Origin of the sequence: Streptomyces sp. NPDC006174 (assembly GCF_040614075.1) — a bacterium.
Taxonomy (GTDB): domain Bacteria; phylum Actinomycetota; class Actinomycetes; order Streptomycetales; family Streptomycetaceae; genus Streptomyces.
Genome location: NZ_JBEXTJ010000019.1, coordinates 1 through 21,390 on the forward strand (window position 1 = coordinate 1; position 21,390 = coordinate 21,390).

17 protein-coding genes and 1 pseudogene are annotated in these 21,390 nt (G+C 70.7%); 10 read left to right on the top strand and 8 right to left on the bottom strand.

Features of this window, described 5'->3' with window-relative positions:
- Positions 1-182 precede the first annotated feature (182 nt).
- The 5 genes and pseudogenes from ABZ267_RS31365 to ABZ267_RS31385 all read right to left on the bottom strand — a co-directional run bounded on the left by ABZ267_RS31365 (position 183) and on the right by ABZ267_RS31385 (position 5,656).
- Positions 183-1,496 carry a DUF58 domain-containing protein gene (locus ABZ267_RS31365; protein WP_356753923.1) on the bottom strand — a complete coding sequence of 438 codons (1,314 nt, stop codon included), beginning with the start codon at positions 1,494-1,496 and terminating at the stop codon, positions 183-185.
- 10 nt (positions 1,497-1,506) lie between these two features.
- A complete protein-coding gene (locus ABZ267_RS31370) occupies positions 1,507-2,526 on the bottom strand; it encodes a MoxR family ATPase (RefSeq protein WP_356753925.1) in 1,020 nt (339 codons plus the stop codon).
- A pseudogene (locus ABZ267_RS31375) lies at positions 2,523-3,772 on the bottom strand (DUF4350 domain-containing protein). Before ABZ267_RS31375 ends, ABZ267_RS31370 begins: the two are co-directional and overlap by 4 nt.
- Positions 3,769-4,455, bottom strand: a complete 687-nt coding sequence (locus ABZ267_RS31380; protein WP_356753927.1) for a DUF4129 domain-containing protein — start codon at positions 4,453-4,455, stop codon at positions 3,769-3,771. The pseudogene ABZ267_RS31375 and the gene ABZ267_RS31380 overlap by 4 nt, the downstream one beginning before the upstream one ends.
- 4 nt (positions 4,456-4,459) lie before the next feature.
- Complete coding sequence (locus ABZ267_RS31385; RefSeq protein WP_356753929.1) at positions 4,460-5,656, bottom strand: hypothetical protein; 1,197 nt, start codon at positions 5,654-5,656, stop codon at positions 4,460-4,462.
- Positions 5,657-5,796: 140 nt separating this feature from the next.
- Here ABZ267_RS31385 and mtnA point away from each other — a divergent pair, with 140 nt between their 5' ends.
- From mtnA to ABZ267_RS31420, 7 genes are all read left to right on the top strand, one after another.
- Complete coding sequence (gene mtnA / locus ABZ267_RS31390) at positions 5,797-6,939, top strand: S-methyl-5-thioribose-1-phosphate isomerase (protein ID WP_356753931.1); 1,143 nt, start codon at positions 5,797-5,799, stop codon at positions 6,937-6,939.
- 4 nt (positions 6,940-6,943) lie between these two features.
- Positions 6,944-7,633 carry a two-component system response regulator MtrA gene (mtrA, locus tag ABZ267_RS31395; RefSeq protein ID WP_007448372.1) on the top strand — a complete coding sequence of 230 codons (690 nt, stop codon included), beginning with the start codon at positions 6,944-6,946 and terminating at the stop codon, positions 7,631-7,633.
- 1 nt (position 7,634) lies between these two features.
- Positions 7,635-9,650 carry an MtrAB system histidine kinase MtrB gene (gene mtrB, locus ABZ267_RS31400; protein ID WP_356753933.1) on the top strand — a complete coding sequence of 672 codons (2,016 nt, stop codon included), beginning with the start codon at positions 7,635-7,637 and terminating at the stop codon, positions 9,648-9,650.
- A gap of 28 nt (positions 9,651-9,678) precedes the next feature.
- On the top strand, positions 9,679-11,514 hold the full coding sequence (locus ABZ267_RS31405; protein ID WP_356754123.1) for an LpqB family beta-propeller domain-containing protein: 1,836 nt from the start codon (positions 9,679-9,681) through the stop codon (positions 11,512-11,514).
- 85 nt (positions 11,515-11,599) lie between these two features.
- Complete coding sequence (locus ABZ267_RS31410; protein ID WP_356753935.1) at positions 11,600-12,328, top strand: ComF family protein; 729 nt, start codon at positions 11,600-11,602, stop codon at positions 12,326-12,328.
- Between the two features lie 330 nt (positions 12,329-12,658).
- Positions 12,659-13,348 carry a ribosome-associated translation inhibitor RaiA gene (gene raiA, locus ABZ267_RS31415; protein WP_356753937.1) on the top strand — a complete coding sequence of 230 codons (690 nt, stop codon included), beginning with the start codon at positions 12,659-12,661 and terminating at the stop codon, positions 13,346-13,348.
- Between the two features lie 185 nt (positions 13,349-13,533).
- On the top strand, positions 13,534-14,286 hold the full coding sequence (locus ABZ267_RS31420; protein WP_356753939.1) for a response regulator transcription factor: 753 nt from the start codon (positions 13,534-13,536) through the stop codon (positions 14,284-14,286).
- Positions 14,287-14,298: 12 nt separating this feature from the next.
- Here ABZ267_RS31420 and ABZ267_RS31425 read toward each other — a convergent pair whose 3' ends face one another.
- Together ABZ267_RS31425 and ABZ267_RS31430 are read right to left on the bottom strand one after the other, a co-directional pair.
- Positions 14,299-15,486, bottom strand: coding sequence for a crosslink repair DNA glycosylase YcaQ family protein (locus tag ABZ267_RS31425; RefSeq protein WP_356753941.1), 1,188 nt, complete (start codon positions 15,484-15,486; stop codon positions 14,299-14,301).
- A 67-nt stretch (positions 15,487-15,553) separates the two neighbouring features.
- The gene (locus tag ABZ267_RS31430; protein ID WP_356753943.1) at positions 15,554-16,171 is read right to left on the bottom strand and encodes a GNAT family N-acetyltransferase; all 618 of its coding nucleotides are present in this window, start codon (positions 16,169-16,171) and stop codon (positions 15,554-15,556) included.
- 240 nt (positions 16,172-16,411) lie between these two features.
- Between ABZ267_RS31430 and secA the strand changes: the two genes are divergently transcribed.
- Complete coding sequence (gene secA, locus ABZ267_RS31435) at positions 16,412-19,228, top strand: preprotein translocase subunit SecA (protein ID WP_356753945.1); 2,817 nt, start codon at positions 16,412-16,414, stop codon at positions 19,226-19,228.
- Positions 19,229-19,296: 68 nt separating this feature from the next.
- Here the strand turns inward: secA and ABZ267_RS31440 are convergent, their stop codons facing one another.
- Positions 19,297-19,734, bottom strand: a complete 438-nt coding sequence (locus ABZ267_RS31440) for an Rv3235 family protein (protein ID WP_356753947.1) — start codon at positions 19,732-19,734, stop codon at positions 19,297-19,299.
- Between the two features lie 274 nt (positions 19,735-20,008).
- Between ABZ267_RS31440 and ABZ267_RS31445 the strand changes: the two genes are divergently transcribed.
- The gene (locus ABZ267_RS31445; RefSeq protein ID WP_356753949.1) at positions 20,009-20,515 is read left to right on the top strand and encodes a hypothetical protein; all 507 of its coding nucleotides are present in this window, start codon (positions 20,009-20,011) and stop codon (positions 20,513-20,515) included.
- Positions 20,516-20,568: 53 nt separating this feature from the next.
- Positions 20,569-21,246, top strand: coding sequence for an HAD family hydrolase (locus ABZ267_RS31450; RefSeq protein WP_356753951.1), 678 nt, complete (start codon positions 20,569-20,571; stop codon positions 21,244-21,246).
- Positions 21,247-21,390: the final 144 nt, after the last annotated feature.

The following is a 21,390-nucleotide window of genomic DNA, read 5'->3' on the forward strand; positions in this document are numbered from 1 at the left end:
CTGCAGGGGGGACCCTGTGGGAGAGTAGGACGCCGCCGAACAATTTTTCCGGGAAAGCCCCGCACCGTATGGTGCGGGGCTTTTCTGCGTTCTGAAGGTGTCCAAAACCTTCGGATCCTCCTGGTGGGTGATGCATGGTCGCCAACCCACTGCTCACCAAGAGGATCCGGTTCCTCAGCTCCTCAGAGGCGACCCGCTGCCTTGAGGGCCACATACGCGTCGGCGAGTGCGGGGGCCAGGTTGTCCGGGGTGGCGTCCACGACGACGACTCCGTGGCGCTGGAGTTTCTCCGCTGTGCTGCGTCGTTCGGCCTCCGCCTGGGTGCCGGCGGCGGCGTCGTACACCGCTTCCACCGTTCCCCGGCTCCTCGCCATCTCCTCGATCCGTGGGTCGGAGACGGCTGCCAGCAGAACCGTATGGCGCTGGGTGAGCTGAGGGAGCAGCGGGAGGAGGCCCTCCTCGATGGGAGCGGCCTCCAGAGATGTCAGGAGAACGATCAGCGAACCGCGAGGAGCGTCCGAGAGGGCTGCGGTGCTGAGCCCTCTGGCGTCCGTCTCGACGAGCTCGGGCTCCAGTGAGGCGAGGGTGTCGACGACCGCTACCAGGGCGTCACCGGCGGTGGTCCGGCGCTGTACCCGGGCTCGTACGCGGCGGTCGTAGACGAGGAGGTCCACGTGGTCGCCGGCGCGTATCGCGAGCGCGGTGAGGAGGAGCGTGGCGTCCATGGCCGCGTCGAGGCGCGGGACGTCGCCCACGCGGCCTGCGGAGGTGCGTCCGGTGTCCAGGACGATGAGGATGTGCCGGTCGCGCTCGGGGCGCCAGGTCCGGACCGCGACGGCCGACTGGCGTGCTGTCGCCCGCCAGTCGATGGACCGGGTGTCGTCTCCCGGTACGTACGCGCGCAGGCTGTCGAACTCCGTGCCCTCACCCCGCGTCAGAACGCTGGTGCGACCGTCGAGTTCCCGGAGCCGGGCGAGCCGGGAAGGCAGGTGCTTTCGGCTGGTGAACGGGGGCAGCACCCGCACGGTCCACGGGACGCGGTGGTGGCCCTGGCGTGCGGTGAGGCCGAGCGGGCCGTACGAACGGACCGTGACGCGCTCGGCCTGGCGGTCGCCGCGGCGGGTCGGGCGGAGGACGGTGGCCAGGCGCCGCTGTTCACCGGGAGGAATCGTCAACGTGTGGCGGGACGAGGCCTGTCCGGTGCCTGTCGGCCAGCTGCTCGGCGGCCAGGCGTCGCGGAGCTGGGCCCGGAGCCGCCGTCGCGAGCTGTTGGCCACGGTGAGTTGCACGGTCGCCGTGTCACCCAGTCGAACAGATGTGTCACCGGATCGAGTGAATCGGAGCGTTCGCACTGGCGCTGCCAGGGCGTAGTCGCACAGAATCGCCAGTGAGAGCGGTGCGTTGACTGCGAGCATCCCGGTCCAGCTCGGAGCAAGGATGCCTACGGGGAGTGATCCCAGCGCGGCCAGCAGCGCGGTACGTCCGGTGAGGGCCATGGTCACCGCCTCATCGGGGTACGGGGACGTGGGCGAGCACCGAGGTGATGACGGAGTCGGGGGTGACTCCCTCCATTTCCGCCTCGGGCCGCAGGTGGATGCGATGACGGAGTGTGGGGAGCGCCAAGGCCTTCACGTCGTCCGGGGTGACGTAGTCCCGGCCGGTGAGCCAGGCCCAGGCGCGTGCGGTCGAGAGCAGTGCGGTAGCGCCTCGGGGAGAGACGCCGAGGGCGAGCGAGGGGGATTCGCGCGTGGCACGACAGATATCCACCACATAGCCGGCGATTTCGGGGGAGACGGCGGTCTTGGCGACGGCTGATCGGGCCGCCTCCAGGTCGGCGGGGCCTGCGACGGGCCGTATGCCTGCTGCCTTGAGATCTCGGGGGTTGAAGCCGTCGGCGTGACGGGTGAGGACGTTGATCTCGTCCTGCCGGGAGGGGAGAGGCACCGTCAGCTTGAGCAGGAAGCGGTCCAGCTGGGCTTCCGGGAGCGGGTAGGTGCCCTCGTATTCGAGCGGGTTCTGGGTGGCGGCGACGAGGAAGGGGTCCGGGAGCGGGCGGGGGGTGCCGTCAACGGTGACCTGACGTTCCTCCATCGCTTCCAGGAGGGAGGCCTGTGTCTTGGGAGGGGTGCGGTTGATCTCGTCGGCGAGCAGCAGGTTGGTGAAGACCGGGCCCGGCTGGAAGGAGAACTCGGCGGTGCGGGCGTCGTAGACGAGTGAGCCTGTCACGTCGCTCGGCATGAGATCGGGGGTGAACTGGACGCGCTTGGTGTCGAGTTCGAGGGAGGCGGCGAGAGCTCGGACGAGCAGGGTCTTGGCTACGCCTGGGACGCCTTCGAGGAGTACGTGTCCGCGGCAGAGCAGCGCGACGACGAGTCCGGTGACAGCCGGGTCCTGGCCGACCACGGCCTTGGCGATCTCGGTGCGGAGCGCTTCCAAGGAGGCGCGGGCGCCGTCGGCGGGCTCCGGAGTCGCAGGGGTCGCGGGGACCGCTGCGGGGTCGGCCGGCTCGGGGGTCGGGGCGCTCATGAAGTGCGTACCTCTCTTTCGAGGGCGTCGAGGTGCTCGGCCAGCAGGACCAGTGCCGCGTCGTCGGCGGGGGCAGGGCCGAAGAGCAGGGTGCTCAGGTCGTCGCCTGTGGTGGTGGTGCGGGTGGAGACGACAGGGAGGAGGGCGTCGGATGTGTGGGCCTCACGGGCGGCTACGCCGGTGAGGCGGGCGATACGGGTTCGGGCGGCGGCTCGCAGTGATGCGGCGGCCCGGTCACGGGCGTTGGCCTTGCGGTAGAGGCCGGCGCGGCCTTCTGCGGATTCCGATGCGCGGATGGAGACCGGCAGCTGTTCCACGACGAGGGGGCCGAGTCGGCGGGCCCGCCAGATCGCGGCGAGGCAGGCGGCGAGGGTGAGTTGGAGCGTTCCCCAGATCCAGCCGGAGGGGATCAGGTCGAGGAAGCTGCTCTCGTCGCCCGAGGCCCCTTCGCCGCTGCCGTCGTCGCTGTCGTGGTTGTTGTCACCTGAGGTGCCGTCATCGGTGGTGGCGGATGGATCGGCAAGTGAGGGGAGGTACCAGACGAGATGCGGTCGCGAACCGAGGAGTTGCAGGGCGAGAGAGGCGTTTCCCTGGTGGTCGAGACGCTCGTTGTGGAGGAAGTCGGAGGAGCCGAGCAGGACGGTGTCGCCGTCCTCACGGTTCTCGAGGATCAGCAGGCTGGGGCTCGGCCGCTGGGGTAGCAGGCGGTGGTGGTGGAGTCCGGTGCCGTGTAGCGGACGCCGCCCATGTCCGCCGGGCCGGCGCTGCGGGCGGCGGGGAACGCGCAGGACGGGTGAAGCACGCTCACCGGGCGGTGGGGCTCGGCGCGTACGCCGGGGGCCAGGCGGGATACGGCTGCGGCGCCCGGGGCGATGAGGAGGGTGCGGCCGGAGGAGGCGGCGGTCGTCTCGTGGAGCCGGCGCTGTTGCGAGGGGGTGAGGAGGTTGGGGGCGGTGACCAGGAGCGCGGTGTCGGGTCCTGCCGCGGCGGTGGCTTCGTCGAGGGTCGTCGCGACGGTGACGGATATCCCGCGGGCCTTGAGGAGCTCCGCTGCGGCGCGGCTGCCCTTCGGGTCGGCGGAACGGGGGTCGAGGTGTCCGTGGTGGGTGCCGGAGCGGACGGCGGCGAAGGTGACGCCCGCGATCACGAGGACGAGCAGGGCGATCAGCAGCCCACGCGAGCGCTTCCAGACCTCATGTGCGGTGGGCGTCGTCGAGGTGGGGGAGGAGACGTTGGCCGTGGTCATCCGGTGGCTCCTCGGGAGGCTCCGGGCAGCAGGGGCTTCGCCTCGTCGAGTTCCGTGTCCAGGGTGCGCAGGGCCAGATACGTGTGTTGGCCCCCGGTGCGGCCGCCGTATGTGACGTCGTCGAAGTCGCGGGCGGCCGAGCGCAGCCGGGTGGCGTGGTCCGGCAGAGCGCGGCCGGCCTCCGCCGCGGCTTCGTCCGCCGTGCGGCCGGGGCGGGGGTCGAGCAGGGCGCGTTCCTCCAGCGACCGGACGATGGCCCGCATGCGTTCCTGGACGGCTTCGGTCCAGCGGAGAGCGGCGGCGTGCGCGTCGGCCGCGGCGCGGTGCTGGGCGGCACTACGGGGGCCGTCGCTCTCGAAAAGGGCGTCCGCGGGGCGGGAGGAGCGTTGCGGGGTGCCGAGCCGCCACCAGAGGGCGACGGCGAGGCCGATGACGACGAGGACCAGGACGACCAGCCCGGCCGGGCCGGGGACGGCGCCCGCGGCGGCGTCGAAAACGCCGGTGACCCAGTCCCAGAAGCGGTTCAGGCCGCGCTGGAGGATGTTCGGATCGTTCTCGTGGTACATCGGTTTCGACAGCTCGCTCTCGGCCGCCTCGCGGGCGGGAACACGCGGAGTGTCCACGGGTATGCCGCCCGCGCCGATGACCTGCCGTCCTGCTCTGCTGCCCCCCGCCCCCGTCACCGCATCAGCTCCGAGGGGTGTCGGTGTCGTGGCCGGGGAGGCCAGCGGCCCGGGCGAGGTCGAGGTCGAGCGCCTCGCGGCGGATGCGCTGGTCCACGTAGAGGAGTGCCATCACGCCGGCGACGAAGGGGTAGAGCAGCGTGGAGACGATCACTTCGCCGATGCCCGTGATGATCAGGAAGGGCCAGCCGAAGGAGGCGCCGCCGCTTTCGAAGAACTCGCTGATGTCGGTTCCGTCGGCGATGACCCCGATGGTGCCGAAGGGGATGGAGACGAGGAAGCTCAGCAGGAAGACCAGCAGGTAGGTCAGGGCGAGGATGCCGAAGGTGCGCCACCAGGCGCCGCGGACCAGCTTCGCTGACCTGCGCAGCGCGGCGATGACGCCTTGCCGTTCGAGCATCAGGGCGGGGGCGGCGAGGGTGAAGCTGACCTGAAGCCAGATGATCACGACGCAGGCGGCGATGAAGCCGAGGAGCGCCAGTGCCACGCCGGCCTCTTCGCCCACCAGCAGCCCGGGACCGATGCCGACGGCCATGACGGCGGCGGTGATCAGGGGCACCAGCAGGGTCAGTCCGGCCAGGGGGAGGATCCGGGGACGGGCTTCGGCCCAGGCGTCGGAGAGCGTCACGGAGCGGCCCAGTACCGAGCGGCTGATCACCACGGTGACGACGGACGCGGTGAAGAGCGTGGCGATCATCGTGAGGAGCGAGACCGGGGCGAGGGAGAGCAGCGTCGTCCGCGCGGATTCGGAGGCCTGGCGGAGGGCTTCGGTGCCGGTGGCGTTCGGGTCGACGGTGGTCGGCTTGGGCAGGAGGTAGCGCTGCATGAGGATGGAGGCGACCTGGATGACCACGGAGACCGCGAGGCTGAAGCCGAGTGCGGTACGCCAGTGAGCGCGCAGGGCCGAGACGGAGCCGTCGAGGATCTCACCGAGACCCAGGGGGCGCAGGGGGATGACGCCGGGCTTCGCCGCCGGAGGCTTCGATTGCGGGCCGCCGCCCCAGCCGGAGGCGGGCGGACGGGAGCCGGGGCCGCTGCCGGGGTGGCTCGGTGGGGACCACTGCCCGGGAGGCGGCTGCTCGGGGGACCACTGTCCCGTGGGCGTGCCGGCGTCCTGGGGAGCGGAGGGGCGGGGAATGGCCGCCTCCTGGCCGTCCGAGGGGGCGGATCCGGGCTTCGCCCAGCCCGGAGAGTCGTTCATTCTCGCTCCTTCACCGTCCTGTCCGCTCATCGGGGCGGCAGGTTGGCAGCCATCGTGTCACGGGCCGGTGCGGTGCGGACCGGGAGCCTTCTCTCCTTCGTGCCTTCATTTGTGGGCGGCTTACCGGGCAGACTGGACGGATGGCTGATCAGGACGCGCAAACGCCGGTGGGCAGCGAGCCTCCCGCGCTTCCCGTACTCCGTTGGGACGAGCTTCCGGAAGGTCCCGTTCTGGTGCTCCTCGACCAGACGCGGCTGCCCGCGGAGGAGGTCGAGCTGGTGTGTACGGATGTGCCCGCGCTGGTGCGGGCGATCCGGACGCTGGCGGTGCGAGGGGCTCCGCTGCTCGGGATCGCCGGGGGTTACGGGGTGGCGCTCGCGGCGGCACGGGGCTACGACGTGGCGGAGGCCGCCGGGCTGCTGGAGCGGGCGCGGCCCACCGCGGTGAACCTCGGTTATGGGGTGCGGCGGGTGGCCGCGGCCTACTGGGCGGCTGCCGGGAAGGGGGCGGGAGCCGGGGGGGCTGCCGCCGTGGCTCTGGCCGAGGCTCAGGCGCTGCACCGGGAGGACGCCCGGGCCAGTGTGCGGATGGCGGATTACGGGACGGCACTGCTGGAGGAGCTGCTGCCGGGACGGAGCTATCAGTTGCTGACCCACTGCAACACCGGGGCACTGGTCTCCGGAGGCGAGGGGACGGCCTTCGCGGTGGCGCTGCGGGTGCACCGGCAGGGGCGGCTGCGCCGGCTGTGGGTGGACGAGACCCGGCCGCTGCTCCAGGGGACGAGGCTGACGGCGTTCGAGGCGGCGCGCAACGGGATGGCGTACAGCCTGCTCACGGACAGCGCGGCGGGTTCGCTGTTCGCGGCGGGTGAGGTGGATGCCGTGCTCATCGGGGCGGACCGCATCGCGGCGGACGGCTCGGTGGCCAACAAGGTGGGGAGCTATCCGCTGGCCGTGCTCGCCAAGTACCACCATGTGCCGTTCATCGTGGTGGCGCCGACGACGACCGTGGACATGGACACGGCTGAAGGCACATCGATCATCGTCGAGCAGCGTTCTGGACAAGAAGTGACGGAGGTCACATGGCCGCAGGTCGTATCGGCGGGTGCCGGAGGTGGGAAGGTCGTCGCACCCCTCGGGGCCCCGGTGTACAACCCGGCTTTCGACATCACGCCGCCAGAATTGATCACGGCGATCGTCACCGAGGAGGGGGTCGTTTCCCCGGTCACGGGGGTCGGACTGGCGGAGCTGTGTGCCAGGTCATCGCAGGTAACGATTAGCTAATGGGATGATGTCGATTATGAAGGGACGCGTCCTTGTCGTCGACGACGACACCGCACTGGCCGAGATGCTCGGGATTGTGCTGCGTGGAGAAGGTTTCGAGCCGTCGTTCGTAGCGGACGGCGACAAGGCACTGGCCGCATTTCGTGAGGCCAAGCCGGACCTGGTGCTGCTCGACCTCATGCTGCCCGGAAGGGACGGCATCGAGGTGTGCAGGCTGATCAGGGCCGAGTCCGGTGTGCCGATCGTCATGCTCACTGCCAAGAGCGACACCGTCGATGTCGTGGTCGGCCTGGAATCAGGGGCCGACGACTACATCGTCAAGCCGTTCAAACCTAAGGAGTTGGTCGCCCGGATCAGGGCCCGCCTGCGGCGGTCCGAAGAGCCCGCGCCGGAGCAGTTGACCATCGGTGACCTGGTCATCGACGTGGCCGGTCACTCCGTGAAGCGGGAGGGGCAGTCCATCGCGCTCACCCCGCTGGAGTTCGACCTGCTGGTCGCCCTCGCCCGCAAGCCGTGGCAGGTCTTCACCCGTGAGGTCCTGCTGGAGCAGGTCTGGGGCTACCGGCACGCGGCCGACACCCGGCTGGTGAACGTGCACGTCCAGCGGCTGCGCTCCAAGGTCGAGAAGGACCCGGAGCGGCCGGAGATCGTCGTGACCGTCCGAGGGGTCGGTTACAAGGCCGGACCGAGCTGACATGGCCGAAGGCAGCGCTGCTCCGATCCCCGGGGAGCCGGGAGTCCGTGCGGAGCGGGCTGCCGGTCCGGGACGGAAGGCCTCTCGTATGAGCCGTTTCCTCCAGGGCGGCCGGTTGTTCGAGGACCGGTCGCCCGGTGGGCCCGTACCGCGTCTGCTGATGCGGTGGGTTCGCCGTCCCCTGCTGCCCGCCGTCCGGTTGTGGCGGCGCAATCTGCAGCTCCGCGTCGTCGCGGGCACGCTGCTGATGTCGATCGGCGTGGTGCTGCTGCTCGGCTTCGTCGTGATCGGGCAGGTCCGCAACGGTCTGCTCGACGCGAAGGGCAAGGCCGCCCAGACCCAGGCCGCCGGTGGTTTCGCCGCGGCCCAGGAGAAGGCGAACGCCTCCCTGGCACCGGGCACCGAGGGGCCCGACGGCATGACCGCCAACACCTCGTGGCGCACCGAGCTCGTCGACCAGCTCGCCAGTGGCGGCAAGAACGCCTTCAACGTGGTCGCGCTCAGCGCGGACTCGGTGAGCGAGGGCGCGGGCCGTGCGCCACGTGGTTCGGGCAGCGTCGAGGCCGCCAGCGTGCCCGAGCGCCTGCGCCAGGACGTGGGCAAGGGGCAGGGCGCGTTCCAGACGTACTCCCTGATCCGCTATTCCAACGGCAACGAGTCCCAGCCGGGCCTCGTCGTGGGCAAGCGGCTCTACGACATCGACCAGCAGCCGTACGAGCTGTACTACCTCTTCCCGCTCACGCAGGAGGAGAAGTCCCTGGCGCTGGTCAAGACGACCCTGGCGACCGCCGGTCTCTTCGTCGTCGTGCTGCTCGGCGCCATCGCGTGGTTCGTGGTGCGGCAGGTCGTCACACCGGTGCGGATGGCGGCCGGCATCGCCGAGCGGCTCTCCGCCGGGAAGCTCCAGGAACGGATGAAGGTCACCGGCGAGGACGACATCGCGCGGCTCGGCGAGGCCTTCAACAAGATGGCGCAGAACCTCCAGCTGAAGATCCAGCAGCTGGAGGAGCTCTCCCGGATGCAGCGGCGCTTCGTCTCCGACGTCTCGCACGAGCTGCGGACTCCGCTGACGACCGTACGGATGGCGGCGGACGTCATCCATGAGGCGCGCGCCGACTTCGACCCCGTCACCGCGCGCTCCGCCGAGCTGCTCGGCGACCAGCTCGACCGCTTCGAGTCGCTGCTGGCCGACCTGCTGGAGATCAGCCGGTTCGACGCGGGCGCGGCGGCGCTGGAGGCCGAGCCGATAGACCTGCGGACCGTGGTGCACCGGGTGATCGGCGGTGCCGAACCGCTCGCCGAGCGCAAGGGCAGCCGGATCCTGGTCCTCGGCGACGACCAGCCGGTGATCGCCGAGGCCGACGCCCGGCGCGTCGAGCGGGTGCTGCGCAACCTCGTGGTCAACGCCGTCGAGCACGGCGAGGGCCGGGACGTCGTCGTGCGGATGGGTGTGGCGCAGGGCGCGGTCGCCGTGGCCGTACGGGACTACGGGGTCGGGCTCAAGCCCGGCGAGGCGACCCGTGTCTTCAACCGGTTCTGGCGCGCCGACCCGGCGCGGGCCCGGACGACCGGCGGGACCGGTCTCGGGCTCTCCATCGCCGTCGAGGACGCCCGGCTGCACGGCGGCTGGCTCCAGGCGTGGGGCGAGCCGGGCGGCGGGTCCCAGTTCCGGCTGACCCTGCCACGTACGGCGGACGAGCCGCTGCGCGGTTCGCCGATACCGCTGGAGCCCGAGGACTCCCGGCGCAACCGGGAGAGCCGGGAGCGTGACGACGCGCCGGCCGGCGAGAACCGGCTGGTCTCCGTACCGAACCAGTCCGGTGCCAAGGAGCGCTCGCCGCTGCCCGTGCCCGGCCGCGGCTCCACGGTGCCGCATCCGGCGCCCGCCTCGGCGCACCCGGCGGCGCTGCCTGGCAGCGGAGCCCGGGTCGTGGCCCGCCCGGCACCGGAGCGTTCCGGCGGCGCCGGTTCCGCCGCGCAGAATTCCGACCAGGAGGACACCACTCGTGGGTACTGACCGCCGTCGTGGTGGCCCCGGACGCGGCGTGCGGATCACCGCGCTGCTCGGCTGCTCCGTCCTCGCGCTCGTCGGCTGCGGGTCGATGCCGGTGACCGGTGACGTCAAGGCGGTCGACGCCTCGCAGCCGGGCGACTCCCAGGTGCAGGTGTACGCGGTGGAGCCCCGCGAGGGCGCGGGGCCCAGCGAGATCGTCGACGGCTTTCTGGAGTCGATGACCAGCGACGACCCCGGTTTCCGGACCACGCGCATGTATCTGAGCGAGGACGCCGCCGAGACCTGGCAGCCGGGCGAGGGCACCACGGTGCTCTCCCAGGCACCCAACCGCAACGGTCCCCTGCTCCACGACGAGGAGCGCCGGGACTCCGAGACCTCCTACACGCTGACCGGCGAGAAGGTGGCGGCGGTCGACGCGCAGAGCTCCTACCAGCCGATCGCCCCCACCGACTACTCCCAGGTGCTGCACCTGGTGCGGGAGAAGCTGGCGGACGGCAAGACCGAGTGGCGCATCGACATCGTGCCGGACGGCCTGGTCCTCGGACAGTCCGACTTCAAGCGGCTCTACCGCTCCGTGAACAAGTACTACTTTGCCACCGGCCGGACGAACGGGCAGCCGACGCTCGTCGCCGACCCCGTCTACGTACGCACCGGCACCGATCCGGTCACACGGATGAGCACGGCGACGCAGACGGTCAGGACGCTGCTGGAGGGGCCGACGAACTGGCTGCGGCCCGTGGTCGACTCCCGGTTCCCCACCGGGACCGCCCTGCGCAAGGACGTCGTCGCGCTGGCCCCCGACGATCAGAACGTGCTGAAGGTGCCGCTCAACGGCAAGGCCGACAAGGCGGGCCGGGCGGCCTGCCGGATGATGGCCGCCCAGGTGCTCTTCACCCTGCGGGACCTGACCTCCGCGCGGGTCGAGCAGGTGGAGCTGGAGGGCGGACGCGGCCGGCTCTGCGCGCTGGACGCGGACGAGGCAGCGAAGTTCTCCTCCGACAGCGGCTCCGACGGGCCCGACAGCCAGTACTTCATCGACGCCAAGGGCAGGGTCCAGCGGATCCCCAGCGCCATCGAGGGCATCGGTACGCCCGAGGCGGTGCGCGGCCCTCTGGGCACCGGCACGGTAGCGATGGGCGCCGTCGGCGTGGCCAGGGACGAACAGCGGGCCGCCGCGGTCTCGGCCACCGGGCAGAACCTGTACGTCGCGTCCCTGGACGCGGAAGGTGAGCTGGCCGCTCCCGCGGTGACCAGCGCCGGCAAGAAGACCGCCGACCGGCTGTCGTCGCCGAGCTGGGACGGACGGGGTGACCTGTGGGTCGCCGACCGCGACAAGGCGCGCCCGAGGCTGCTGCGGCTGGCCGAGGGTGAGGGCGAGCCGCAGGAGGTGCGGGTCCCGGGGCTGGACGGCGGGCGGATCGAGGAGCTGCGGCTGTCGGCGGACGGCGTGCGGATCGCTCTGCTGGTGACGGAGGACGGACGCACGACGCTGAAGATCGGCCGGGTCGAACGGCGCGGGACCGACGAGGCGCCCGAGATCTCGGTCGAGGACCTGCGCCAGGCCGCGCCGCAGCTCACGGACGTGACGGCGATCTCCTGGTCGGGCCGCAGCCGTCTCGTGGTGGTCGGCAAGGAGGCGGGCGGTGTCCAGCAGGTGCGGTACGTGCAGGCGGACGGTTCCACGCCGGCCTCCGGCGCCTCCGGGGTGCTGCCCGGGGTCAACCAGGTCCAGGCGGTCGCCGCGGCGGACGACGAGCTGCTTCCGCTGATGGCGGAGACCGAGGGCGACGGCATAGTGAAGCTCTCGCCGGGAGACAACTGGCAGACGGTTCTGGACGAAGGCACCTCGCTGGTCTACCCGGGCTGACGCCGGTGCCGGTCGTGGGACCGGCTCGTGACCGCGGTTTTCCACAGGGGTGGACGGTGCCGCGGGGGCCGGGCACCGTGGATCCATGCGGGATTGGTGGCGGGAGTTCTCCGGCCTGGTCCTGCCGGTGGCCTGCGCGGGCTGCGGCAGGCCACGTACGGAGCTGTGCCCGGTCTGCGGTGCCGCGCTGAACGGAGCGCCGGCCCGCAGGGTGCTCCCCTCGCCCCGGCCCGCGGGGCTTCCGGCGGTGCATGCGGCGGCGCCCTACGAGAACGCCGTACGCGCGGTGCTGCTGGCCCACAAGGAGCGCGGTGCACTCGGGCTTGCCGGACCGCTCGGACGGGCCCTGGCGGCCGCCGTGCGGGCCGGGACGGGGCAGGCGGGAGCCGTGGGACCTCTGCTGCTGGTGCCCGTGCCCTCCGCGCGCTCCGCGACCGCTGCGCGCGGCCATGACCCGGTGCTCCGGATCACTCGGGCGGCGGCGGACGAGCTGCGGAGCACGGGCGGGCGGGTCCGGGTGCTCCCGGTGCTGCGGCAGCTTCGCGTGGTCGCCGATCAGTCGGGCCTCGGGGCGCACCGGCGGCGGGCCAATCTCGCCGGTGCGCTGGGAGTGGCCGCGGGGTCGGAGCGGCTGCTCGCCCACGGAAGGGTGGTCCTGGTGGACGATCTGTTGACGACGGGATCGACGCTGGCCGAGGCGGCTCGGGCGGTCGCCGAGGCGCTCGGGAGCGGCGGGAGACCCTCCGGCCGGACGGTGTGCGCGGCGGCGGTCGTCTCCGCTTCTCCGTCCGCCTTCGAAATAAACCGGAACTGACCGAGAACTTGCGTCGTTGCAGGTAATGCGAGGGCAAAACCACCTGAACGGAGGTAAGCGCCGGTAGCGGGTGCCGATACCCCGGTGTGCAGGCTATGTTCGGTTGTGAGGAACGGTGAAGGCCGAACCTCGATGAATGCACCTTGAGGTTTCGGGCAGGTAACTCACCGAAAGACCGGAAGCGCTCGAGCCGGTGGGGTGGTGACCTCTCCGACGGGGGAGGAGGAGGCGAAAGTCACCGAGTCCGAGGCCCCTGGGGATCACCGGGGGCTGGTGCAAAAGGGAGATGCCCCGCCGCCGAAGCGGGGCGATCCGGGAACGGAGTTCTGCGTGGACATCGTCGTCAAGGGCCGCAAGACCGAGGTGCCCGAGCGGTTCCGCAAGCACGTGGCCGAGAAGCTGAAGCTGGACAAGATCCAGAAGTTCGACGGCAAGGTGATCAGCGTCGACGTCGAGGTGTCCAAGGAGCCGAATCCCCGTCAGGCCGACCGCTCCGACCGGGTGGAGATCACGCTCCACTCGCGCGGCCCGGTCATCCGGGCGGAGGCGGCGGCGGGCGACCCGTACGCGGCGCTCGACCTGGCCACCGGAAAGCTGGAGGCCCGGCTGCGCAAGCAGCACGACAAGCGCTACAGCCGCCGTGGCAACGGCCGTCTGTCGGCCGCCGAGGTCGGGGACGTGGTGCCGGGTGTCGCCTCGTTCGACGAGGACGGCGAGCTGGTCGGCGAGCAGTCGTCGGAACCCGTACCGACCACCAAGGTCGGATCGATCGAGGTGCAGGGCGAAGGGCCTCTCGTGATGCGCGAGAAGACCCACACCGCCGCACCGATGGCGCTCGACCAGGCGCTCTACGAGATGGAACTGGTCGGGCACGACTTCTACTTGTTCATCGACTCCGAGACGAAGGAGCCCAGTGTCGTCTACCGGCGGCACGCCTACGACTACGGCGTCATCCACCTGAGGACCGACCCGCTCGCCGCTGATGAGGCAGGCGGCGCGGGCGGCGCGCTCGGCGGCTGACACCACACCACCACGGTGCCCCTGGAGCGTTTTCACGCCACCAGGGGCACCTGCGCGCTGGTGCGGGATCACCGCTTCGGCCTCGCGGCATGGAATCATGGCGCCCCAAGCCAATCGGCGGTCGGTGAAACGCCGTTGGCGGACGACCGATGACTATCAGGCCGTGGCCTTCAGGGGGAGGAACGATGGCGGACACCTTCGGGCCCGTGCGTGACGCGAGCGGTTCCGGCGACGGCGGTGACCGTACCGGCGACGCCCCGGACGGCATCTCGCGCAAGGAGCCCATCCGGGTCCTCGTGGTCGACGACCACGCGCTCTTCCGCAGGGGTCTGGAGATCGTCCTCGCGCAGGAGGAGGACATCCAGGTCGTCGGCGAGGCCGGTGACGGCTCCGAGGCGGTCGACAAGGCCGCGGACCTGCTGCCCGACATCATTCTGATGGATGTGCGGATGCCCAAGCGCGGTGGCATCGAGGCCTGCACCGCCATCAAGGAGGTGGCTCCCAGCGCGAAGATCATCATGTTGACGATCAGCGACGAGGAAGCCGACCTCTACGACGCGATCAAGGCGGGCGCCACCGGATACCTCCTCAAGGAGATCTCCACCGACGAGGTGGCGACGGCCATTCGCGCCGTCGCGGACGGCCAGTCCCAGATCAGCCCGTCGATGGCCTCCAAGCTGCTCACCGAGTTCAAATCGATGATCCAGCGCACCGACGAGCGCCGGCTCGTCCCCGCGCCCCGGCTCACCGAACGGGAGCTGGAGGTGCTCAAACTCGTGGCGACCGGCATGAACAACCGGGATATCGCCAAGGAGTTGTTCATTTCCGAGAACACGGTGAAGAACCACGTCCGCAACATTCTGGAGAAGCTGCAGCTGCACTCCCGCATGGAAGCCGTGGTCTATGCCATGCGCGAGAAGATCCTGGAGATCAGGTAGCCACCGCGGCCCTCAGCGATAGGCGCGCTGCAGCGCCCGGCCGATCTCGTCCCTGAGCGGGTCGCGCAGCTCCGGCGCGTCGATCCGCTCCAGCCGGATGTCCGTACAGCCCACCCAGGCCGCCGCCTCCACCAGGGCCTCGGCCATCGGGACCACCGCCTTCGGACCGGCCAGCGTGGCCTGCCGGGCGACCAGCGTGGTGCCGTCGCGCGCCGGGTCGACGCGGCCCTGGAGCTTTCCGCCCGCCAGCAACGGCATCGCGAAATAGCCGTGGATCCGCTTCGGCTTGGGAACGTACGCCTCCAGCCGGTGCGTGAAGCCGAAGATGCGCTCGGTGCGCGCCCGCTCCCACACCAGTGAGTCGAACGGTGACAGCAGCGTCGTACGGTGGCGTCCGCGCGGCTCCTTGGCCAGTGCCTCGGGGTCTGCCCAGGCGGGCTTGACCCAGCCCTCCACCGCCACCGGGACCAGGCCCGAGTCCGCCACCACCGCGTCGAACTCCTCGCCCCGCAGCCGGTGGTAGTCCGCGATGTCGCTCCGCGTGCCGACGCCCAGGGACTTGCCCGCCAGCGCGACCAGCCGCCGCCGGCACTCGGTGTCGTTCAGGTCGTCATGGAGCACGGCGTCCGGAATGGCGCGCTCGGCCAGGTCGTAGACGCGCTTCCAGCCGCGCCGCTCGGTGCAGACCACCTCGCCGTACATCAGGGCCCGTTCGACCGCGACCTTGGAGGCCGACCAGTCCCACCACTCGCCGCCGTTCTTCGCGCCGCCGAGCTCGGTCGCCGTCAACGGGCCCTCGGCGCTCAGCTGCTTGATCACCGTGTCGTACACGCCGTGGGGCAGGTCGTGGTGCCACTGCGGGCGGGCGCGGTAGGCGCGGCGGCGGAACGCGAAGTGCGGCCACTCCTCGACGGGCAGGATGCACGCGGCGTGCGACCAGTACTCGAAGGAGCGGCCGCCCGACCAGTACGCCTCCTCCACCGTGCGCCGGCCGACCGCGCCGAGCCGGGCGTACGGGATCAGCTCGTGCGAGCGGGCCAGCACCGAGATGGTGTCCAACTGGACGCCCCCGAGATGCCGCAGCACCCCCGGAACCCCCGCCCGGCGGTCCGGAGCCCCCAGGAAGCCCTGGGCGCGCAGCGCGATGCGGCGGGCCTGGTCGGCGGAGAGTTCGACTGCGGGAGGAGGCACAGGCGTCATACGTGGAACCCTAGACGGCACCACTGACAACGGGAGGGGATCCGGCCAACGCCTCCCACCGGTCCGCTCACCGTTCACGTGCCGAGTCCGGAGCGCCGTCGGGCTGATCGGCGTGCTGCCCGGGCAGGTACGGATGGGCGCCGGGCAGGCCCAGGTCGGACGGGAGCAGTGCCGCCGTCCAGGCGTCGCGCCGCACACCCTTGTTGAGCAGCCCGGACCGCTGGTCGCCCTCCAGCCGGAACCCGGCCCGCAGCGCCACGGCACGCGAGGCCAGGTTGCCGATCTCGGCCCGCCACTCCAGCCGGTCCGCCCGCAGCGCGGTGAAGGCCCAGCGGGCGGAGCCGAGCACCGCCTCGGTGACGTATCCGCGACCGCGGTGCTCCTTGGTGGACCAGTAGCCGACCTCGTACGTCCCCGGTCGGCTGCGGCGGTCGATGGAGAGCGCCCCGACGAGCGTCGCGGACTCCGGCAGCTCCAGGGCGAAGCTGTACGCGGAGTCGTCCCGCCAGCCCGCCGGAGCGAGCTTCGCGGTGAACAGCTCCGCGTCGGTCAGCCGGTACGGCGAGGGGATCACCGTCCAGCGCTGGATGTCCGGATCCTGACAGGCCGCGTGCACCTTGTAGGTGTCCCGCGGACCGAACGGGCGCAGAAGAAGTCGTCGCGTGGTGAGAGTGATCGGCTCCATACGGTGATTCTCATGAGCGGAGAGCCGGGATGCGAGCACTTTCGGGGCTTCCCGGCACCTTCCGCGCCTCTGGCACGTTGTCCGGAGAGGGTGCGGCGAGGTTCACGCGACGGCAGCCCTCCCGACGCGGTGGTGTCCTCGCTTACGATGGCCGTTGCGGTGGGGCCCACCTGCCGTGCCCGCGCCAGAGTCCATCACACGACCCAGTGCCAGGCCCGACCGGCAAGGAGACCAGCCTCAGTGTCCGTCTTCAACAAGCTCATGCGTGCAGGCGAAGGCAAGATCCTGCGCAAACTGCACCGCATCGCGGACCAGGTCAGCTCCATCGAAGAGGACTTCGTCAACCTCTCCGACGCCGAGCTGCGGGCGCTCACCGACGAGTACAAGGAACGGTACGCGGACGGCGAGAGCCTGGACGACCTGCTTCCCGAAGCGTTCGCCACGGTCCGTGAGGCCGCGAAGCGCGTCCTCGGGCAGCGCCACTACGACGTACAGATCATGGGCGGAGCCGCCCTGCACCTCGGCTATGTGGCCGAGATGAAGACCGGTGAGGGCAAGACCCTCGTCGGCACCCTGCCTTCGTATCTCAACGCGCTCTCCGACAAGGGCGTGCACCTGATCACGGTCAACGACTACCTCGCCCAGCGCGACTCCGAGATGATGGGCCGGGTCCACCAGTTCCTGGGCCTGACCATCGGCTGCATCGTCTCCAACATGACGCCGGCGCAGCGCCGCGAGCAGTACGCCTGCGACATCACGTACGGCACGAACAACGAGTTCGGTTTCGACTACCTTCGCGACAACATGGCGTGGTCCAAGGACGAGCTCGTCCAGCGCGGCCACAACTTCGCCGTGGTCGACGAGGTCGACTCGATCCTCGTCGACGAGGCCCGTACGCCGCTGATCATCTCCGGCCCGGCCGACCAGGCCACCAAGTGGTACGGCGACTTCGCCAAGCTGGTCACGCGCCTCACCAAGGGTGAGGCGGGCAACCAGCTCAAGGGCATCGAGGAGACCGGCGACTACGAGGTCGACGAGAAGAAGCGGACCGTGGCCATCCACGAGACCGGTGTCGCCAAGGTCGAGGACTGGCTCGGCATCGACAACCTCTACGAGTCGGTCAACACCCCGCTCGTCGGCTATCTGAACAACGCCATCAAGGCGAAGGAACTGTTCAAGAAGGACAAGGACTACGTCGTCATCGACGGCGAAGTCATGATCGTCGACGAGCACACCGGCCGTATCCTCGCCGGCCGCCGCTACAACGAGGGCATGCACCAGGCGATCGAGGCGAAGGAAGGGGTGGACATCAAGGACGAGAACCAGACCCTCGCCACGATCACCCTGCAGAACTTCTTCCGCCTGTACGACAAGCTCTCCGGCATGACCGGTACGGCGATGACCGAGGCCGCCGAGTTCCAGCAGATCTACAAGCTCGGCGTGGTGCCGATCCCGACGAACCGGCCGATGGTCCGGGCCGACCAGTCGGACCTGATCTACCGCACCGAGGTCGCCAAGTTCGCCGCCGTCGTCGACGACATCGCCGAGAAGCACGAGAAGGGCCAGCCGATCCTGGTCGGCACCACCTCGGTCGAGAAATCCGAGTACCTCTCGCAGCAGCTCTCCAAGCGCGGTGTCCAGCACGAGGTCCTCAACGCCAAGCAGCACGACCGGGAGGCGACGATCGTCGCCCAGGCCGGCCGCAAGGGCGCGGTCACGGTCGCCACGAACATGGCCGGCCGAGGCACCGACATCAAGCTCGGCGGCAACCCGGACGACCTCGCCGAGGCGGAGCTGCGCCAGCGCGGCCTCGACCCGGTGGAGAACGTCGAGGAGTGGGCGGCCGCGCTGCCCGCCGCGCTGGAGTCGGCCGAGCTGGCCGTGAAGGCGGAGTTCGAAGAGGTCAAGGACCTGGGCGGGCTGTACGTGCTCGGCACGGAGCGGCACGAGTCGCGCCGGATCGACAACCAGCTGCGCGGTCGTTCCGGCCGTCAGGGCGACCCGGGCGAGTCCCGGTTCTACCTGTCGCTGGGCGACGACCTGATGCGGCTGTTCAAGGCGCAGATGGTCGAGCGCGTCATGTCGATGGCGAACGTCCCGGACGATGTGCCGATCGAGAACAAGATGGTCACCCGCGCCATCGCCTCCGCCCAGTCGCAGGTCGAGCAGCAGAACTTCGAGACGCGTAAGAACGTCCTGAAGTACGACGAGGTGCTCAACCGGCAGCGCGAGGTCATCTACGGAGAGCGCCGCCGTGTTCTGGAGGGCGAGGACCTCCAGGACCAGATCCGGCACTTCATGGACGACACGATCGACGACTACATCGCGCAGGAGACCTCCGAGGGCTTCGCCGAGGAGTGGGACCTGGACCGGCTGTGGGGCGCCTTCAAGCAGCTCTACCCGGTGAAGGTCACCGTCGAGGAGCTGGAGGAGGCGGCCGGCGATCTGGCGGGCGTCACCGCCGAGTTCATCGCCGAGTCCGTCAAGAACGACATCCACGAGCAGTACGAGGAGCGCGAGAAGACCCTCGGCTCCGACATCATGCGTGAGCTGGAGCGGCGCGTGGTCCTCTCCGTGCTGGACCGCAAGTGGCGTGAGCACCTCTACGAGATGGACTATCTCCAGGAGGGCATCGGCCTGCGGGCCATGGCGCAGAAGGACCCGCTGGTCGAGTACCAGCGCGAGGGCTTCGACATGTTCAACGCCATGATGGAGGGCATCAAGGAGGAGTCCGTCGGCTACCTGTTCAACCTGGAGGTCCAGGTCGAGCAGCAGGTCGAAGAGGTTCCCGTGCAGGACGCGGCCGAGCGCACCTCGCTCTCCAAGGAGGGTGCTCCCGCCGCGCGTCCGGAGATCCGCGCCAAGGGCCTGGAGGCCCCGCAGCGTCCGGACCGGCTGCACTTCTCCGCCCCCACGGTGGACGGCGAGGGCGGCGTCGTCGAGGGCGACTTCGCCACCGAGGGCGCGCCGTCCGGTTCCTCGGACGGGATGACGCGTGCCGAGCGCCGCAAGGCGCAGAAGAGCGGTGGCGGCGGCGGTCGCCGTCGTAAGAAGTAGCACCAGCAGCGCCGCACCGGCCGGGGCCGGACACCGCAGGGTGTCCGGCCCCGGCCGCGTTGTGAGCGTCACCGGCCGGCCGGGACGAGGCGTTCGCCGCCCAGTTCCACGGCCGCGCAGCGCCAGCGCTGGTCGGGACCCTGCTCCAGGCGGAAGGCCATGGCCTGGACCCGGTCGCCCGCCGCGATGCTGGCGAACGCCTCGACCACGCCGGTGGCGGGCTGGGCGCCGTGGCAGTGGCGCAGGACCGGTCGGTGGCCCCGGATGGCCCCGAGCGGGGTGGTGGGGGCCAGTTCGGCGAGCTGGTCGTAGGCGTCGCCGATGGTGTGGCCGAGCATCCAGTGCACCGGGCGCTGGCCGCTGAGGACCGCGAGCAGCCGTTCGGCGAACCACTGGTGGGGCCGCGGCGGGCGGTGCGGCTGGAGGCGCCGGGACCGCTGAGGAGGTACGGCCTGCGGCCGGCGCTGGTCGCGGCGGCCGGCGGGCCTCGTGCTGTTCATGCTCATGCTCATCGCCCCGTGAACCGGGCCCGGAAATACCGGGCGGTAACTTGTGCTGGGGATCTTCTACGGGGACGGTCGGCAACACCGCAAGGGGCTCCCGCGTCCGGTCAGGGGCTCGGGACGATTCACCTATCCGGGTTGCGGGCCATGGGGCGCAAGGGTGATCGCGGGGGTGACGGAGCGTCGCGGGTGGACGTGGGCCCCCGGTTGCCGAAACCCGAAAGGGGACGGTCCCCACGTATCCTGAAGGCGTCTCCGACTACGAAAGCGGCCTGCCATGCGCGTGTACGTCCCCCTGACCCTCTCCGGTCTCGCAGCGGCACACGCGTCCGGTGAGGTCGGCCCGGGGCCGCTGACGGCCTACGCGGTCACGCCCGGACTGCGTGAGTGGTACGTCTCCGACGACATCGAGGAGCTGGAGTACGCGGCGCTCACCCGGGCCGCCGCCGCCTCGCTCCGCCTGATCGCCGGAGACCCGGACGAGGCCCGGCGCCGGATCGTCGTCGCCGTCGACGTGCCGGACAGGGCCGCCACCGCCGACCCGGACCACGGGCTGAGCGCCGCCTCGCTCGGTGAAGTGCGCCTCGCCGCCGCCCTGCCGCTGGCCAAGGCGGCCGCGGTGCACGTGGATGCCGACGAGGCCGAGAAGGACGTGGCCGCGGCCGCGGCGGCCCTGGGCGCGGCGGACCTCGGGGACGATGACGCGCAGTTCACGGTGGACGGTGCGGAGGACCACGAACTGCTCTGGTTCGGCGTCCAGGAGATTCCGCAGCTCATCGGCTGAAGCTCTCAGGCCGAGGCCTCGGCGTTGTCAGACCCTGCGGGTACGTTTTCCGTATGACACCCGGGAAGACACGCACGCATCTGGTCTGGGACTGGAACGGCACGCTGCTCGACGACATCCACGCCGTCATCCACGCGACGAACGCCGCGTTCGCTGAGGTGGAGCTGGCGCCGCTGACGCTAGAGCAGTACCGGGAGATGTACTGCGTGCCCATACCCCACTTCTACGAGCGGCTCCTGGGCCGGCTGCCCACCGAGGCCGAGTGGGAGCGGATGGACGACATCTTCCACCGGTACTACGCGGAGCGCCGGGTCGCCTGCGGGCTCACCGCCGGGGCCGAGGACCTGCTCGCGCGGTGGAAGCTGGCCGGGCACAGTCAGTCTCTGCTGAGCATGTACGGGCACGAGCACCTGGTGCCGGTGGTGCGCGGGTACGGGATCGAGGCGCACTTCGTCCGTGTGGACGGGCGGACCGGGCCGTCGGGCGGGAGCAAGGCGCTGTACATGGAGCGGCACTTCGAGGCGCTGGCGCGCGCGGGCGGGATATCTCCGGAAAACTCGGTGGTCATCGGGGACGCGGTGGACGACGCGGTGGCGGCGGCGCATGTGGGGGCGCGGGCGGTGCTGTACACCGGGGGGTCGCACAGCCGGAGCAGTCTGCTGGCGGCGGGGGTGCCGGTGGTGGACAGCCTGGCGGAGGCGGTGGCGTTGGCGGAGACGTTCTCGGCCTGACGGCCTGAAGGACGTCCTCAAACGCCGGACGGGCTGGATGTGGCCGGACGGGCTTGATCGGGCCGGGCTGGATGGTCCGCACAGCACCCTCAGGAACTCTCGTTGCGCCCGCGCTCCGCATGCCTGGCTCCAGGGCGGGTACGC